Genomic DNA, 16,982 nt, shown 5'->3' on the forward strand with positions numbered 1-16,982 from the left:
GGACCGCTCGGATCCAGCTCAATCCGAGAGCGCCGCCGCCATCGCCGCGTCGAGCCCGGCTCCCCGCCCCTCGGCGAAGCGCGCCTCGTACGCGGCATCCCCGAGCGCCGCGCGCGCGGCCCCGGCGCACGCGACGAGCGCCGGCCGCTCGATGGGCGGCACCGGCGTGCCGATGGCCTCGCGGAGCGCCGCCGCGCCGCCGAGGAGGCGGGCGCCGCGCTCCGGCTTCCCCGCCCACACCGCCGCGCGCGCGAGCGCCTCCAGGACGCTCGCCGACCGCCAGAGATCGCCGAGCTCCCGGTGCAGCCGCAGGCTCGCCCGCAGGCGCCGGCCCGCGAGGGCGAGATCGCCGCGCTCGATCGCGACGAGGCCCAGGAGGTTGCTCGTCCAGGCGATCCCCTCCTTGAACTTCACCTGCTGCGACAGGCCCTCGCTCTCCTCGCAAAGGCGGACCGCCTCGTCGAGATCCTCGCGGTAGAACGCCGCGCAGCCGAGGTAGAGCAGCGCCGTCGCGGTCCCCTCGCGATCGCCCGCGCCGCGGAGCTCCGGCAGCGCGAGGCGGCAGGCGCCCTCCGCGCGCGCGGTGTCGCCCGAGAGCCACGCCGCGAAGCCCGAGTAGCCGAGCGCGCGCGCCGCCTCGAGCGTGTCGCCGCGGCGCGTGGCCAGCGCGAGGCTCTCGCCGTGCAGCGAGAGCGCGCGCTCGTAGTCGCCCTGCTCGCGGGCCACGCTCCCGAGGATCTGGATCACCGAGGCGAGCCCGCGCTCGTCCCCGAGCTCGCGGTAGAGCGCCGCGCCCCGCTCGAGCAGCGCGCGCGCCTCGCGGTAGTCGCACTGGAGGAGCGCGAGCGTCCCCGCGCCCCGGAGCGCCGAGGCCACGTGCTCGGGCGCGACGCCCGCGGCGGCCCCGAGCGCCCGGCGCAGCCACGCGCGGCCCTCCTGGTAGTGCCCGTGGATGTACCAGAACCGCGCCATCGCGGCGGCGAGCCGGACCGCAGCGCCCGCGTCGCCGCCCTCGATCGCGAGCTCCAGGGCGAGGCGGAGGTTGTCGTGCTCGAGGTCGAGCGCCGCGAGCCACGCGGCCTGCTCGGGCCCGCGGAGCGCCTCGGCCGCGCGCTCGGCGAGCTCCAGCGAGAGCTCCACGAAGCGCCGGTTGCACGCCGCGGCGGCGCCCTCCTCCGCGAGCCGATCGAGGCCGTACTCGCGGAGGATCGCGAGCATCTGGAACCGGGGCTCCTCGCCCGCGGCCTGGAGCAGCAGGCTCTTGTCGATCAGCGACTCGAGGATCCCGAGCGTGTCGAGCGCCGGGTCGCGGAAGGCGCACATCAGGTCCGCCATCGCCAGCGAGAAGCCGCCCGCGAAGACGGCGAGCGTGCGGAAGGCGAGCTGCTCCTCCGGCTCCAGCAGGCCGTAGCTCCAGTCGATGGCGGCGCGCATGGTCTGCTGGCGCTCGGGCAGGTCGCGCGCGCCGCCCGTGAGCAGGCGGAACGAGCCCGCGGCCGCGGAGGGGCGCCCGGCGGCGCCGCGGTCGCGGAAGCGCGCGAGCAGCGCCGCGGGGGTGAGGACCCGGAGGCGCGAGGCGGCGAGCTCGATCGCGAGCGGCAGGCCGTCGAGGCGCGCGCAGATCTCCACGACGTCGGCGACGTTCTCGGGGCCGAGCTGGAAGCCGGGCTTGATCGCGGAGGCCCGGCGGCAGAACAGGCTCACCGCCGAGCTGGCCAGCGCGGCAGAGACCGTGACCCCGCGCGGCTCCGGCAGCTCCAGCGGCGGCACGACGTAGCGCCGCTCGCCCGAGAGGTTCAGCGCGGCGCGGCTCGTCACGAGGAGCGACAGGCGCGAGCAGCTCGCGGCGAGGTGCGCGATCGCCGGCGCCGCGGCCGTCAGGTGCTCGAGGTTGTCGAGCAGGAGCAGGAGCCGGCGGTCGCGGAGGAAATGCACCACGCGCTCCAGATCCGGCCGCGCGTCGCCGTCGCCGAGGCTGAGCGCCTGCGCGATCGCCGAGGGCACGAGCGCCGGCTCGCGCAGCGACGCGAGGGGGACGAAGAAGACGCCGCCGGAGAACACGGGGACGAGGTCCTCCGCGACCTGGAGCGCGAGCCGGGTCTTGCCGGTGCCGCCGACGCCGGTGAGCGTGAGCAGGCCGGCCCTCGGATCGAGCAGGAGCGAGGCGATCTCGGCGCGCTCGCGGGCGCGGCCCACGAACGGCGTGCGCTGGACCGGCAGGTTGTGGCGAGGCCGCTCGGCCTCCGGCGAGGCGCCCAGCGGCGGCGAGGCGCCCAGCGGCGGCGAGGCGCCCGGCGGCGGCGAGGCGCCCGGCGGCGGCAGGGAGCCCAGCCACGCGGGTGGAGGGCCGGGATGGTGGGGTGTGCCGCCGGGGAAAGACTGGGAGGGGGCCTCGACCGTCCCCGCGAGCTCCATCGTGTCGGTGCGGAGCATGTCGGTCGCCGCGGGGTCTCCCGCCGACCAAGGCACCCCCGCGCCGGGCGGCTCGGCGGGCACGCTGACCGCCTCGAGCGCGGCGCGCAGCTCGAGGCTCTGCTCGCGGACCGAAGGGAAGCGCCCGGCGGGGTCGCGGTCGCACGACCGCAAGAACCACGCGTCGAACGCGGGCGGGAGCCACCGCCACCGCGTCGACGGCGGGTAGAGCCGCATGACGAGCAGCGCCACCATCAGCTCGGCCATGCTGTTCGCCGTCCAGTAGATGTCGCCGGTCAGGAGCCGCACGGCGATGAGCCCGATCGCCCACACGTCCGCCGCGGGGCCGAGCTGGTCCGAGCGCCCGCGCGCCTGCTCGGGGGCCATGTAGATGGGCGTGCCGATGGCCATGCCCGTCGCCGTGACGCTGCCCGACGCGCCGAGCGCGCCGGGTTCGATCTCCTTGACCAGCCCGAGATCGAGGATCTTCACGCGCTCCCGGCCGTCGTCGCCGATCGCGAGGAAGAGGTTCGCGGGCTTGAGGTCGCGGTGGAAGAGGCCCTGCGCGTGGGCGACCTCGAGGGCGTCGGCGACCTCGCCGAGCCAGCGCTGCACCTCGGCGGGCGAGCGCTTGCCCTGGGTGGTGACGAGGTGCTCGAGGTCGTGGCCCCGGAGCAGCTCCATCACCAGGAAGGGCGCGCCGTCGAGCTCGGGGGCGACGCCGGCGTCGAGCATGCGCACGAACCCGGGCGCGTCGAGGAGCCTCATCGCCCGGATCTCGCGCTGGAAGCGGGAAGCCGCCGCGTCTCCGGCCGCGTGCGTCCGGAGCAGGACCTTCACCGCGACCCGGCCGCCGCCGTCGAGGTCGTCGGCCATGTAGACAACGCCCGCGCCGCCCCGGCCGATCTCGCTCAGGAGACGGTAGCGGCCACCGAGGACGATCAGGCGATCTGGGGAGCGCATCGGACGGCCGCGGTAGGGACGATCTCGCGATGGGCCGCGGCGCCGGTAGCCTACCACACGCCGCCCGCGCCCCGCCCTCGGCCGCTGCCGATCCACGGTGGTGAGCGGGCACTCCCTGGCGGTCGACGGAGGACAGCGGTCGCGGTGCGCCGGAGTCGGATCGCGCTGCGCGAAGCGCCCCCGCGCGCCGCGCGAAGCAGGTATGATCGAGACAGCGTGGAGGGACGCGCCGAGCACCACCCAGAGCCCGCGATCCGGGAGCCGGCGCTCCGCGCCCGGAGGGCCGCCCCCTCGCCGCTCGCCAGGAGAGAGCGCCATGACCAGCCCCGTTGACAAGAGCGACGTGTTCCTCATCCCGATGCCCGGCAAGCGCGTGGCGCGCATCCCCATCGCCGTCCTCGAGCGCTACCTCGACGACGAGACGCGCATGGTGCACGACCCCGGCGAGCCGGAGAGCGACGTGACGGCCCACGCGATGTCCGTCGACCCCGCGACGGGCGCGAGCGTCTGGCACACCGAATGGGAGCTGGGCCCCTGCGACTACACGGACGAGAGCGGATTCCCGCAGAGCGCCTACGCGTGGCACCGCCACCCGCTCGGGACCGAGTACACCGAGATCTACCAGAAGTGAGCGCACCTCGACCGGCTGCGCCCTCCGCCGCGCGCGCCCCCCGCCGCCCGCATCGCCCCACCCGTCGTCCGCGCCGACCCGGAGCGCCGCTCCTCGTGGCGGGCGGCGGCGCGCTCGTCCTCGCCGCCGCCTGCATCGAGCGCGGCTACCCCCTCGCCGGGAGCGGGCAGGTCGAGCTCCGCGCCGACGTCGCCGGGCCGCTGTTCGCGGCCGACACGCTCGACGCGACGGGCAGGCCGGTGCCGCCCCGCCAGAGCCCGTGGCGCACCGACGTCTCGCTCAAGCTCACCGAGGCGAACGAGCCGGCGTACGGCGCCTACGTCGAGGTCCGCGTGGTCCCGAGCGAGGCGCTCGCGCTGCAGCCGGCGGACGGCGCGGCGGGCGACGGGGCCTCGTGCGGCATGAAGGACGGCGCGTTCCGCTGCACCGCCGGCACGCAGGGCTACGCCGGCCTCACCGTGGCCTCCGAGGGCGACTGGTCCGGCGAGGCGCGGCTCGTCGTCGCCTGGGCCGACCGCACCGAGGAGCTCCCGATCACGGTGCTCCCCGCGGGCTTGCCGGAGGACGCCACAAACTTCGCGCTGATCGCGGGGGGCCTCGGCGAGAGCGACCGGGTGCTCGCGACGTACCTGCCCCTCGCGTGCACGCTCGGCCCCCTGCCGGACGACCTCGGCGCCACCTGGCGGCCGGGCGCGATCCGGTCGCGCGAGGCGCGCGTCCGCGCGTCGCCCCCCCAGGACGCGCCGGGCGTGGTGGAGCACGCCCCCGTGATCATCGAGTCGCTGCACAGCGAGGCCGCCCTCTCGCTCGCCCCGGATTGCCGCGAGCGGACCACGCGCGTGCGCGTGCTGCTCGGCGCGACCGGGGAGAGCCCGCCCTTCACCCTGTGCTTCAGCGACCTCGGCGGCGAGGTCACGCTCGCCGTGAGCTCGGGGCAGAAGGCGATCGAGCCGAACCCATCGCTCACCGTCGACCCCGAGCCGCGCCTGCTCCGCGTGCGCGCCCTCCGGAGCGTCGTGACCGCGGGGACGCCGGGCGATCTCTTCGAGGTGAGCGCCTACAACGCCGAGCGCGTGCGCATCGCCGTCCCCGTCGACCTCACCGTCGGCGACGACCAGGTGATCGCGCTCGGCGAGGCGTCCGTGACCCTGCGCGGCGAGGAGAGCGAGGCGACGATCATCCAGGGCGTCGCGGTCGCGCCGGGGACGACGGTGCTGCGGGTGACGCCGCGCCTGCTCGCGCGCCCGGAGTGCTCCTCGGAGCCCATCACCGTCGTCGAGCCGGAACCCGAGCCCGAGCCGGAACCCGAGCCCGAACCCGAGCCGGAAGAGGAGGGCTCGCCGTGAGCGCACGCAAGTCCTCGATATTCCTATCGATCATCGCGATCGCGGTCGCGCTCGCGGCGCCCGCCACCTCGCCGGCGCAGGACGAGCCCGAGACCGACGCCGGGGAGGCCGAGGGCGACGCGCCCGCGGGGAGCCCGGCCTCGGCGCGGAGCGCGGCGGGCGCGCTGCCGATGGCCGTCCCCGCCGACTTCGGCGGCAGCCTGCAGGTCGTGCGCGCCCCGGCGGGCACGGCCGGCGCCGCGGCGTCGTCGGCGGGCGGACCGGAGATCTTCCCGGACGCGCGCCGCGTCTGGATGACCGTCCGCGACACCGATCCGGTCCCGATCGAGGCGGCCCGCCGCGGCGGCCGCTGGCTCTGCAGCGGCGGCGGCTGCGCGGCGCAGACCGGCGATCCCGGGCAGAGCCCCGTCGGCGACCAGGTCCTGCGCTCGATCAAGCTCCAGACCCCGACACTGCCCCTCCCGCTCACGATCTGGGGGCGGCTCAGCGAGGACGGCCAGCGCCTGCTCGACTTCGATCCGGTGCTCCTCGGCCGCCGCTCGTACCGGCACGTCTGCGCCTACCGGCCGATCGCCGAGGCCGCGAGGTCCCCCTCCGGCGCGCCGGCCGCGCCGTCTCCCGAGCGCGTCGACGTCTGCCGCGACGGCCGGCCCGAGCCGCCGCCGGCCGACGCGGGCGAGCTCACGCTGGGCATGCAGTGGCCGAAGCAGTCGGAGATGGCCGACTTCCACTACCTCGCCATCGTCGACAGCTGCGGCAACGCCCGGGTGCAGCCGTTCCAGCGCACGTTCACGGTGCCGGTCCTCGAGGTCGCCTCGGGCGCCTGCGGGCGCCCCGACGGCAAGGTGCTCCGCGTCTTCCCGGGCGGCGGCTGGCTCCGCGTCTCCGCCTTCAACCTCCACGCGCCCGCGGCGGGCAACGTGGTCAACGCGACGTACCGGGTCACGATCCCGCCGCTCGAGAACCTCGTCGAGTCGAACCCCGCGCGGCTGCTCTTCCCCGATCCGCTCGCCGACGACCTGAAGGTCGACTGCGGCCCCACGCCGATCGCGCAGCGCGCGGATCTCGGGGGCGCCCCGCCGGGGAGCCACCGTCCGCCCGGGTCCCGGCCGCCGGCCGTCGCCCCGCCGGGGGGCCGGGCGCCTCCGCGCGCCGCGGCCGGTCCGGCGGCGGCGCAGGCCCCCTCGCCAGCGCCGCCGCCCGGCGCCCTGCCGCCGCGCCGGGCGCCCGACGTGGATCCGTCGCGCCCCGGGCCGCAGCCGCTCGCGCACGGCGCGGTCGTCATCTCGCCGGCGCCGCTCCGGCTGGGCAACTGCCGGATCCGGCTCACGGGCCAGACGAAGCACCGGCTCGTGGCGCCGCTCGCGCTCCACGTCTCGCTGACGCGCACCGACCAGCTGCGGGGCGGCGCGCCGATCGAGCTCCTCCAGGACGGCACGTGGATCGTCACGCCGAGCAGCGCGGAGTTCCCGCTGCCGCCGCTCGCAGAGGATTTCGACGGGGATGCGCGGCTCCGGCTGGCCGTCTACAGCCATCCGCTGAGCCCGCAGGGCAAGGTGGTGCTCCTCTCCGACGCGGGCCGCGTCGCGAGCTCGCTCCGCTCGAGCGAGCCCGGCGATCCGGAGCGCGCCCGGCGGCTCGTGGGCTCGGTGGCGATCCACTCGGTCCCGCTGTGCGGCGAGGACAACTTCGAGACGCTGGACGCCGCGGGGAGCTGCTTCCGCGCCTACCTGACCGTCCCGGCGATGCTCGCGACCCTGCAGGTCACCCGCGCGCCGTGGGTGGAGAAGCCCCTCGTCACGCGGAGCGTGCTCAGCGCGGTCGGCGTGGCGCTCGCTGTCGATCGCTACGACCCGGTGGAGCGCCGGGCCTTCCCGGTCGCGGCGCAGCTCGGCGGCTTCGTGCAGACGCTCGGCGAGGGGCGGGTCGGGTTGCTCGGCTACGTGGGCGTCGCGCCGACGGTCCCGATCCTCGGCTCGGGGGGCAACACCACGTCGTTCGGCTTCCTGGCGGGGATCGGGCTGGAGTACATCACCAACGAGGCGGGGCCCGACGAAGGGCTCAAGCCGGCCGCGTTCGTCTCCGCGGTCGTGCAGGTGGGCCAGGCCGCCCCGCAGGTCTCCACGAGCGGCCGGGCGAGCTTCGGCACGTACGCGGGCGACTGAGCCGCCGCGACGCGCCGCGCGCTCTATGGCGCGGCGCGCGGCGCGCGCTCTAAGGATCGGGCAAGGCCTCGTCCAGCTCGTCGAGCAGGCGCCTGTCGATCGCGGGATCGAGCAGGGCCTCGTCGAGCAGCGTGCGCGCCTCGGGGAGGCGCCCCGCGAGCAGGAGCGCCCGGATCCAGAGCACCTTCCGCTCCACCCCGAAGGCGCTCTGCGGCATCTCGCGCTCGTAGCGATCGAGCGCCGCGATCGCCCGGGTCGGCTCGCGCCGCTGCACCGCCGCGCTGCACGCCTCGAACAGGGCGATGTCGAGGCTGCCGCCGGGCACCTCGCCCTCGAGCGCGGGCACCTCGGGCGCGACCGGCGCCGGAGCGCGCTCCTCCCTGACGGGCGCCGGGACGCGCGCTCGCCGCTCGACCGGGGTGCGCCTCGGCGGCGCCTGGACGGGCTCCGGGGCCGGCGGCTCCTCGGGCGGCGCCGGCTCCTCGGGCGGCGCCAGCGGCTCGACGGGCGGCGGTGGAGGCACGGCGGTGATGATCGCGGGCGCGACGTACCTCACCGTCGGTGGCGGCGGCGGCTCCGGGGTCCGGAGCGCCAGCCAGAGCGCCCCGGCCGCCGCCGTGGCCACGACGGGCGCGGCGACGAGGGGCCCGACGCCCACGGTCGGCAGCAGCTGCCGGGCGAGCTTCACGAGCCCCTTGAGCCACGCCGCGGCTTCCTTCAGCGCCTTGCCGACGCCGGCGGCGGCCTTCCCTGCGCTGCCCTCCTTGAGCGCCCGCGCCGACTCCTGCACGCCGCGGAGGAGCGACATCTGGACGTCATCGGGCACGCGCGGCGCGACCCGGGTTGTGGCGAAGAGCGCCGCCGGGTCCAGGGGCAGCACGAAGCGCCGGCCCTCTTTCCTCCGCTCCTCGCGCCGGCGCTTCGCGACGACATCGTGGAACAGGTCGAGGGCGCGCGCGCGCCACTTGTACGCCGTGGACAGCGGGATGCCGCGCTGCTGCGCGAGATCCGCCATCGGAACGTCGCCGAGGTCGTGCGCGACAAGGATCGAGTGCGCGTCCACGTCGAGTTGATGCAGGAGCTCGAGCACCATGAGGCGCTCCTGGTCCGAGATCAACAGCTCGTCCGCGCTCTTGGACTCGTCGACGAGGACCGGGAACTCCTCTTCCTGCACCAGCTCCTCGTAGCGGTGCCGGGCGCGCTCCCGGTAGTGCGCGGCGGTGTGAACCGCGATCCGGTTCAGCCAGCGCTCGGGCCGGGATATCTCAGGTTTGTAGTTGTCGAAGCTCACATACGCAGCGAGCAGGACGTCCTGAGCGAGGTCTCCACGGTCGCGCAGTGGAACTCCCAGGCGCGTCAGCCAGCGGCAGATCAGCGTGAATGTTTTTTCACGAAAGAGCAGCTCGAAGGCTCGCTCCTTCTCGGGTGGACCACCTTGGCCCGGGCGGCGAGGTCGCGTCATACACAACAAAAATTCCGGGCGCGGAGGGCGGGTTGCCGCCCGGGGCAGGCCACGAGCGGCGAGCGCGGGGGGCTGGCGACGGCTCGCAAGCGCCAGGAAGCCTGGATCCGCGCGGAATTCTCGCGCCGGCGGCGCCTTGAGGCGTCCCTGGATCCATCCGAAATTCGAATAATTTTCGCGCGCGTAATTCTTCTGGTGAATTGCTCTTTCCGGCTCGCTTCAGGAACCTGAACGAGGCCTTGGGACGTAAGCGCTGGCCGGCGGGATCTGCCGAGATCGTCCCGTGGCACGAGCCTGGAGCGGGCGTGGCGGGCAGCCCCAGCCGTAGGGCCGCGCGCCAGCGCTGCCCACCACCCTCGCGGCATCGGCGCCGACGCGCGGGCGCTGTTCGCTGCGCAACCGGAGGTGTCTGCGCGGCTCCGTGGCGCGTCGGACAGACTGCCGCCTCGCTTCGCGACGGGGAACATTCCGGGTGCGTGCGCGGGCGACTTGGGGCACCCTGGCGCTGCCACGCGGGTCCAGCGCATGAACCTCTCTGACTTTTCTCTCGCAGCCATCGCGGCGAGCTCGCGCCGCAACACCATCCGCGAGCTCTGGGACAGGCTGCACCTCCTGCCCGGGGGCAAGCGCCTGTTCAGCCGGCTCATCGGCGCGATGGCGCCGTACACCGGGACGATCCGGGCCGACATCGAGGTCCTCGAGCGCGGCCGCGCGGAGGTATCGATGCGCGACCGGCCCGGGCTGCGCAACCACCTCCGCTCGGTGCACGCCGTCGCGCTCGTCAACCTCGCCGAGCTCACCGCCAACACGGCGCTGGCCTACGCCCTGCCCGACGACGCGCGGTTCATCGTCGCGGGCCTCTCGATCGAGTACCTGAAGAAGGCGCGCGGGACGCTCCGCGCCGTCTGCGAGTGCCCTGTCCCGGACACGAGCGAACGCAGGGAGTACCCGATCCCCGTGAGCCTGCGAGACGCGACAGGAGCCGAGGTCGCCCGCGCCGTCCTCCGCAGCCTCGTGGGTCCGAAGAAACAGCCCTGAGCCAGCAGCGCCCCTGAGCCAGCAGCACATCCGTGCGACGGAGCGGCCCGGTGCTCCAAAGCACCGCTGTGCGACGGAGCGCCCCTGAGCCCGCAGCACCCCTGTGCCCGGAGCGCCCAGCGCCCCAGGCCCCCCTGAGCTCCAGAGTCCCCTGCCCTCGGAGCAATCCTGTGCTTCGCGGCAATCCTGTGTCCCGACCCACGCTTGGATATCGGGGTTCCACTCACCTCACTCGAAGCGTCTCACCCAGCACCACACCTGACCAGATTCCAGACAGCGGCTCGGACCAACGCACTCGACAAAGCGCGGTAGGGGTGTTTCGATTCTGCTCATGGAGAACCGCTCAAGGATGGTGGCGCTCGCCGCGACGGGGATCTGCGCGATCTTCGCGGCCTGCGGTGGGGCCGATGGCGGCTCGGTCTCCGGCGGCGGGACCGGGGGCGTGGCGGCGACTGGGGCCGGCGCGGGCTCGGGGACGAGCTCGGAGACCGGCTCGGGGACGAGCTCGGAGACCGGGTACGGCCCCGATGAACCGGGAGGAACCAACGCCGGGAACAGCAGCGGCACGGGAGAGGGCGCCGGCGGCGACGCCTCGTGCGCGGGCGAGTCGAGCACCGCGGAGATCGTGCCGCTCGACCTCTACATCATGCTCGATGCATCCGGGTCGATGGACGAGCCGCTCGCGGGGGGCGTCACAAAGTGGAACGCCGTCACCGACGCGCTCGAGACCTTCTTCACCGACTCGCAATCGGAGGGGCTCGGCGTCGGGCTCCAGTACTTCCCGCTGCCCGACGATGACGTGCCGGACTCCTGCACGACCAACGCGCAGTGCGGCGACAACGGGCCGTGCGCGCTCCGGGTCTGTCGCGACACGTTCTCCACGAGGACGGAGTTCTGCGCCACGGACGTGGACTGCGCGGAGGGCGACGCGTGCGTGGACCTCGGCGTCTGTTCCCGGAACGGCGACCTCTGCGCGGCCCTGGGCGACGCCTGCGCCGGCCGCGGGGGCACGTGCATGAAGGTGACCCGGAGCAGCTGCGCGAACCCGGACTCGTGCGTCACCGAGGACTACGCGACGCCCGCCGTCTCGATCGAGCCGCTCGACGCCGCGCGGGCCGAGGAGCTCGTCCGGTCGATCGCCCGGACAGATCCCGAGGGGGGCACGCCCACCGCCGGCGCCCTGTCCGGCGCGCTCGCGCAGGCCCGCGCCCACGCCGCGGCGAACCCGACCCACCGGGTCGTCGCCGTGCTCGCCACCGACGGGATGCCCACCGAGTGCAAGCCGAAGGACGCCGACGGCCTGGCGGCGCTCGCGGCCGAGGGGGTGAGCGGCACGCCGAGCATCTCCACCTTCGTGATCGGCGTCTTCGACGGCAACGACGACGGCGCCCAGGCCACGATGGACCGCATCGCCGAGGGCGGCGGGACCGAGTCGGCCTTCTTCATCGACACGAACGAGGACGTGGCGCAGGCCTTCCTCGACGCGCTCAGCGCGATCCGCGGCAAGAGCCTGGCGTGCGAGTACCAGGTCCCGGCGCCGTCGGCCGGGCAGACGCTCGATTACGACACGCTCAACGTCCAGCACACCTCGCAGGACGGCGAGGCCTCGTCGACCATCTTCTACGTGGCCGACGAGGCGAGCTGCGACGCGGCCGCCGGCGGCTGGTACTACGACGTCGACCCCGCGACCGGCGGCGCGCCGACGAAGATCGTGATGTGCCCCGCGACCTGCACCCGGTTCCAGGAGGGCGGCCAGGTCCAGCTCCGCGTCGGCTGCAAGACCGAGATCCCGCCGGTCAACTGAGCCCCTTCCCCCTGCGCTCCCGGAGGGGACAGAGATCTTACGCTCTCTGTCCTCTCTGCCTCTCTGTGGTTCCAATTCTCTGTGGTTTCAACTCTTCACCCCCCACGACAGCGGGGACGAGCTTCGGGGATACGGCGCTGGCGGGAGCTCTGAGGAGCGCTGCCGCGCGCGGGCTTCAGGCGTCGAGCGCCGGGCGCGCGGCGGGGACCGGGGCGCGCGTGCGCAGCCAGAAGTACGCCGCCGACGCGGCGAAGAGCGCCGCGCAGAGGAAGGCGGTGGCGTAGCTGAAGCCGACGAAGAACTCGATCCACGAGAGCTTCGCCTGGCCGAAGCTCTTGTAGAGCAGCAGCGCCACGCTCCCGAGATAGCCGAACGCGTCGGCCGCGGTGATCAGGAAGCCCGCCGTCGCCACCGAGCCCACCGCGGCGATGAGCCGGTCGAAGAGCACGCAGTTGAACGGGACATACCCCACGTAGAGCCCGAGCCCGACGCTGATCATCCAGGCGACCGGGCCGATGACGCCCGCCTGGTAGAGCGCGGTGCTCAGCCCGGCGAGCACCGCGCCGGCGACCATGATGCCGTGGACCACGAGGAGCGCCGTGCGGTTGCTCCGGATCCCCATCATCACCGCGACCGAGAGGAGCGCGCCGATGGCCACGGGGATCTCGGCGGTCGTCAGGATCGCCGGCTGATCGGCGTAGTCGAGGGCGTCCCAGATCTCGCGGGCGAAATTGTCCCGGAAATCGCGGTAGGCCGTGAGGACGATGTAGCCGAGGACCAGGGTCGCGAGCCCGCCGGCGTTCGCCGCGACGAACGCGCGCCGCGCGGCGCGGTCCATCGGCGCGCGCCGGGTCCGGAGCGCCTCGTCGTCGGCCGTGGGCGGCGGGATCTGCGCGAGCATCCACACCGAGAGCAGCAGCGGCGGGAAGAAGAGCGCGCCCGTCACCGCGGGCATCCACACCTCCGGCACCCCCCAGCCGAGCGTCAGTTTGCCAATGGTCTTCACGAAGCCGCTGGCGACGATGAAGCTGGCGCAGAGGCCGGCGCCGAGCAGGTCGCTCACGCGGCGGCCCTCGAGGAAGCCGAAGACGAGCCCCCAGACCATGCCGAGCGGCAGCCCGTTCAGCACGAGCAAGACGGCGGCGTACGGGGCGGGGACGAGCCCGAACAGGACGAGCGCGGCCTCGCTCACGCCGATGCACGTGAGGATGGCGAGGGCGCGCCGCTCGGGCCGCATCTCGGAGACGATCTTGATGCCGAGGAACTTCGAGGCGCAGTACCCGATCACCTGGGCGATGATGTAGAAGCTCTTCAGATCGAGGTCCGGGAGCAGCGGCAGCGCGACCGCGCCGTTGAAGGTCCCGACCGCGAACGGCTTGCGGAAGGCGTACATGCAGAAGTACGTCGCGAACGCGGCGAGCACGGCGAACGCCGAGAACACCGGGGCGGGCGCCCGTTCGAGCCATCTCGTCACACTTCTCTGGGCCGGCATGGGAGCTCCGAGGAAGGCGCGAGGGTAATCACGGGTGCGCGGCAAGCGCATGGATTTTCGGTGCGGCGCGCGCACGGATTTTCGGTGCGGCGCGCGACCGTTCCCTTCGGCGCGCGTCCGTGCGAGACATGGATCCTGCGCCGTGACCCGCGGCGCGGCCGGGAGGGCACGCCTTGGGAGACCTGTCAGCGCTCGCCGCAACGAAGATCGTGCAGGACGTCGCGGCCGCGGCCCCTTCGCTCGGCCGGGACGAACGGCTGCGCGGCGCGGTGGCCCTGCTCGCGCTGGGCCTCGCCGCCGGGGGAGCAAGCGAGCTCTCGTACGACCAGCTGAAGCAGCGCTGCCGCGGCGCCATGGCGCGGGATCCTGTCGACTCGCTCGCGGCGATGGTCCTCGGGAGCTCGTACCTGTTCTACCAGGCCGAGCACGGCGAGAACCCGCGGTGCGCGAGCTTCCTGGACGCCCTCCTGTTCATCTCGACCTGCCTGTCCGGCGGCTACGTCGACCGCTTCGCGCACACCGCCGCGGGCAAGGCGATCGCCTCCTTCGTGATGACGATGGGCCCGGCGCTCGCGACCTCCGCGCTCGGCGCGCCGCAGGGCGCGCAGGACCAGGGCAAGGCGATCATCGAGCGGCTGGACGGGATCCTCGAGGCGCTGCGCGCGCCGAGGTGAGCGGCGGCACTGGCGGCCTTCTCGCGATCAGCCGCCATCACGCACGGCTGTGTCCGATTGCCTCCGTCGACTCCCTAAGCAATCTCAGGGGGAGCCCTAACTCGCGATGTCGTGGCTGTGGCACAACGTCTCGATGAGACGCTTTGTCGTTCTGGCATGAGGCACTTTGCACCTCGGCGCGTGCGCGGCGGGGCGTAATCTTCCTGAAATCGGAGTGAAACATCGCCCCGCTCGTCCTGGAATACCCCTTGCGATGTCCGGGCGCGCTGGGGCATCGGGGCCTCGGTTCTTTTCAGGTCACGCGGCACCGGACAGGCGCGCAGAGCAGGCGGCCCGATCACTGCTGTCCCTCGTGCCCTCGCGCGTCGACCGGATCACGAGGGAGGAGCGACGCGGTTTCGCTGCCGTGTCGCGCGTGTCGCAAGGAAGGCGGAGGAGTCATGCCGAATCGTCAAGGTTGGATCGACGAGGAACATAACGACGGGCGGGGGCGCGACGAGGAGAGGTCTGGGCGGCACCAGGGGCAGCAAGGGGATGAGGGATATCGAGGCGAGCGCGGAGCTTCGGGCGATGCTAGCTACGGGCATCGTGGCAATTACGAGCAAGTCGTCCAGCGAGACGATCAGCGCCATTCCCGAGGCGGTCAGCACGACCTCCGCGGCGGGTGGGATCAGCGGGAGTTCGGCGGCCGCGGTCACGAGGGTGAGCGCGGCTACGGCGGCGAGCGCGGCTGGGGGGGCCGGCAGGATCGCGGCTGGGCAGAGCACGAGAATTACGGAGGCCCGCGCCAGGCCTCGGGCGACCCGCGCGATGACTTCCAGCGAGGAGGTCGCGACGATCTTGGCTCCGGGCGTGGTTACGGAGGCGGCCAGGGCGGCTTCGGTGGCGGCCAGGGCGGCTTCGGCGGCGGCCAGGGCGGTCACGGCGGCCAAGGTCACTTCGGCGTCGGCCAGAGCGGCCACGGCGGCCAAGGCGGCTTCGGCGGCAGCCAAGGCGGTCACGGCGGCGGCCAGGGCGGATCTGGCGGCGGTCAGGGCGGTCACGGCGGTCAGGGCAGCTTCGGTGGCCAGGGTGGACTCGGCGGTTATGGCGGCGGCCAGGGTGGATTCGGGGGCAGCCAGGGCGGCTACGGTGGCCAGGGCGGATTGGGCGGCCAGAGCGGCGATAGCGGCCAGGGCCACTTCGGCGGTGAGCGCGGGTTCGGCGGCGGCCAGGGCGGCTACGGCGGCCAGGGCCAGGGTGGATTCGGGGGCAGCCAGGGCGGCTACGGTGGCGGCCAGGGCGGCTACGGTGGCGGCCAGGATGGCTACGGCGGCGGCCAGGGCAGCTTCGGTGGTCAGGGTGGATTCGGCGGCGGCCAGGGCGGCCAGGGCAGCTTCGGCGGCCAGGGTGGATTCGGTGGCCAGGGCGGATCTGGTGGCCGCCAGGGCGGCTTCGGTGGCCAGGGAGGCTTCGGCGGAGGCCAGCACGAAGGCTACGGAGCCCGGGGCGGCCTCCGGCAGTGGGCCGACGACGAGCGCGGCTGGAACGAGCGGTCAGGACACCAGCGCGGGTACGAGGGCCAGGAGTCACGCTTCCGCGGCGATCAGGGCTATCCGTCCGGCGGACAGCACTCCGGCGGACAGGGCTCAGGCGGACAGAGCTTCCTCGAGACCGTCGGACTGGGCGGAAACGTCGGCGGTTCGCGCGGCCGCCCGCCCAAGGGATACAAGCGCTCGGACGAGCGGATCCGGGAAGACCTCTGCGACAAGATCTCCGATCACCCTGATCTCGATGCGAGCGACGTCGAAGTGAAGGTGCAGAACGGCGAGGTCGTCCTCTCCGGCACCGTCCGCGAGCGCCGCTTCAAGCACCAGCTCGAGGTGCTCGCGGAGCGGATCTCGGGCGTGACCGACGTGCGGAACGAGATCCGGATGTACCGCGAGCAGCAGCAGAACGAGGCGAAGACGAGCGCCGGTCTGTCGTCGAGCGAGCGCTCCGCCGCGGGCGCGTCCGGCGCCGCCGCGGGCGCGTCCGGCGCCGCGACCTCCATGGGCGCCACGACGCCCTCGGAGACGAAGAACAACGAGTCGCGCCGGAACGCCTCCTAGTACTTCGTTCCCTAAGTTCGTCCCGGGGGTCCGAGACGTCATATCTGCGCGAAAGCATGAGGCTTTCTGGCCGCGATAACCCGGGAGGAACTTAGGGAACGCTGTACTAGTCAGCTTCCCGGAGCCGATCGTCAGCGCGCCAGCGATGTAACGCTTCTGGTGTTCACGAGGCGAAAGGTCGGCGGCTCGGAGCCCTCGGACTCGGCGAGACGTGTCGGGGGTGCGCCTCGTCGACTCCGTGCGTCAGCGTTCGCGGCCTTCGAGGAGCTGGGTCTCCCAGGCGAACGCGATGCCGCTGCCGCCACCGTGTCCGGCGAGTACTTCTGCCATGGCGGAAGCGCTGTGTTCACGCGCCCAGTCGCGTTGCCACTCGCCGGTGACCGCGAGCCAGGTGATGGGAACCGCCCCCGCCGCGACCATGCGATGAATCGCCATGTTGTGCGCTTCGGCCGAAACGCCACCGGACGCGTCCGTCACGACGAATACGTCGTAGCCGTCGCCCAGGGCGTGGATCGCGGGCATGGCCAGGCAGATCTCCGTCCAGAGCGCAGCCAGTACGAGCTGCCTGCGCCCGGTCTTCTCGACCGCCTCCACAACCCGGCGGTCCTCCCATGTATTGATGAAGGTACGATCGATCGGCTTCTGCTCCGGGAAAACGTCCTGAAGGCTCTTGATCAGGTAGCCGCCTCGTTGCTCCAGCACGGTGGTGAGGATCGTCGGCACCTGAAATGCCTTCGCGGCCTTGGCGAGGCCGACCACGTTGTTGACGATGAGCGTGGGCTCGTGGCTGTGCAGGTTCGCAAACTGGAAAGGTTGGTGGTCGATCAGGACTAAAACGCTGTCTTCCGGACGCAGTAGTGCCTGCAATCCCGTCTTGGCTGCCATGGGTGCTCTCCTTGGGCTTG

The 16,982-nt window shown here is 73.4% G+C and carries 12 protein-coding genes; 7 read left to right on the forward strand and 5 right to left on the reverse strand.

Annotation, left to right across the window (positions count from 1 at the left end):
- Positions 1 to 18 precede the first annotated feature (18 nt).
- Positions 19 to 3,375, reverse strand: coding sequence for a protein kinase domain-containing protein (locus tag WMF36_RS27965; protein WP_437573817.1), 3,357 nt, complete (start codon positions 3,373 to 3,375; stop codon positions 19 to 21).
- Between the two features lie 316 nt (positions 3,376 to 3,691).
- On the opposite strand from WMF36_RS27965, the gene WMF36_RS27970 reads away from it, so the two are divergent.
- The 3 genes from WMF36_RS27970 to WMF36_RS27980 all read left to right on the forward strand — a co-directional run bounded on the left by WMF36_RS27970 (position 3,692) and on the right by WMF36_RS27980 (position 7,517).
- On the forward strand, positions 3,692 to 4,006 hold the full coding sequence (locus WMF36_RS27970; RefSeq protein ID WP_437573818.1) for a hypothetical protein: 315 nt from the start codon (positions 3,692 to 3,694) through the stop codon (positions 4,004 to 4,006).
- A 95-nt stretch (positions 4,007 to 4,101) separates the two neighbouring features.
- Positions 4,102 to 5,352 carry a hypothetical protein gene (locus tag WMF36_RS27975; protein ID WP_437573819.1) on the forward strand — a complete coding sequence of 417 codons (1,251 nt, stop codon included), beginning with the start codon at positions 4,102 to 4,104 and terminating at the stop codon, positions 5,350 to 5,352.
- Entirely contained in the window at positions 5,349 to 7,517 is a 2,169-nt protein-coding gene (locus WMF36_RS27980) for a hypothetical protein (protein WP_437573820.1), read from the forward strand. Before WMF36_RS27975 ends, WMF36_RS27980 begins: the two co-directional genes overlap by 4 nt.
- A gap of 49 nt (positions 7,518 to 7,566) precedes the next feature.
- Here the strand turns inward: WMF36_RS27980 and WMF36_RS27985 are convergent, their stop codons facing one another.
- Positions 7,567 to 8,979, reverse strand: a complete 1,413-nt coding sequence (locus WMF36_RS27985) for an RNA polymerase sigma factor (RefSeq protein ID WP_437573821.1) — start codon at positions 8,977 to 8,979, stop codon at positions 7,567 to 7,569.
- Between the two features lie 525 nt (positions 8,980 to 9,504).
- Between WMF36_RS27985 and WMF36_RS27990 the strand changes: the two genes are divergently transcribed.
- Together WMF36_RS27990 and WMF36_RS27995 are read left to right on the forward strand one after the other, a co-directional pair.
- Complete coding sequence (locus tag WMF36_RS27990) at positions 9,505 to 10,017, forward strand: hotdog fold domain-containing protein (protein WP_437573822.1); 513 nt, start codon at positions 9,505 to 9,507, stop codon at positions 10,015 to 10,017.
- A 331-nt stretch (positions 10,018 to 10,348) separates the two neighbouring features.
- Positions 10,349 to 11,821, forward strand: a complete 1,473-nt coding sequence (locus tag WMF36_RS27995) for a VWA domain-containing protein (RefSeq protein WP_437573823.1) — start codon at positions 10,349 to 10,351, stop codon at positions 11,819 to 11,821.
- Between the two features lie 175 nt (positions 11,822 to 11,996).
- Here WMF36_RS27995 and WMF36_RS28000 read toward each other — a convergent pair whose 3' ends face one another.
- Positions 11,997 to 13,313: a DUF5690 family protein gene (locus tag WMF36_RS28000; protein WP_437573824.1), complete on the reverse strand. Its 1,317-nt coding sequence runs from the start codon at positions 13,311 to 13,313 to the stop codon at positions 11,997 to 11,999.
- Between the two features lie 173 nt (positions 13,314 to 13,486).
- Here WMF36_RS28000 and WMF36_RS28005 point away from each other — a divergent pair, with 173 nt between their 5' ends.
- Positions 13,487 to 13,987 (forward strand): hypothetical protein, encoded by a 501-nt coding sequence (locus WMF36_RS28005; RefSeq protein WP_437573825.1) that lies wholly within the window; start codon positions 13,487 to 13,489, stop codon positions 13,985 to 13,987.
- A 374-nt stretch (positions 13,988 to 14,361) separates the two neighbouring features.
- On the opposite strand, the gene WMF36_RS28010 is transcribed toward WMF36_RS28005, so the two are convergent.
- Positions 14,362 to 15,168, reverse strand: coding sequence for a hypothetical protein (locus WMF36_RS28010; RefSeq protein ID WP_437573826.1), 807 nt, complete (start codon positions 15,166 to 15,168; stop codon positions 14,362 to 14,364).
- Between WMF36_RS28010 and WMF36_RS28015 the strand changes: the two genes are divergently transcribed.
- Complete coding sequence (locus WMF36_RS28015; RefSeq protein WP_437573827.1) at positions 15,133 to 16,077, forward strand: BON domain-containing protein; 945 nt, start codon at positions 15,133 to 15,135, stop codon at positions 16,075 to 16,077. The genes WMF36_RS28010 and WMF36_RS28015 overlap by 36 nt on opposite strands.
- Positions 16,078 to 16,320: 243 nt before the next feature.
- On the opposite strand, the gene WMF36_RS28020 is transcribed toward WMF36_RS28015, so the two are convergent.
- Positions 16,321 to 16,962 (reverse strand): hydrolase, encoded by a 642-nt coding sequence (locus tag WMF36_RS28020; protein ID WP_437573828.1) that lies wholly within the window; start codon positions 16,960 to 16,962, stop codon positions 16,321 to 16,323.
- Between the last annotated feature and the right edge of the window lie 20 nt (positions 16,963 to 16,982).

It is taken from the genome of Sorangium sp. So ce887 (assembly GCF_051521455.1).
In the GTDB taxonomy this organism is placed as follows: domain Bacteria; phylum Myxococcota_A; class Polyangia; order Polyangiales; family Polyangiaceae; genus Sorangium.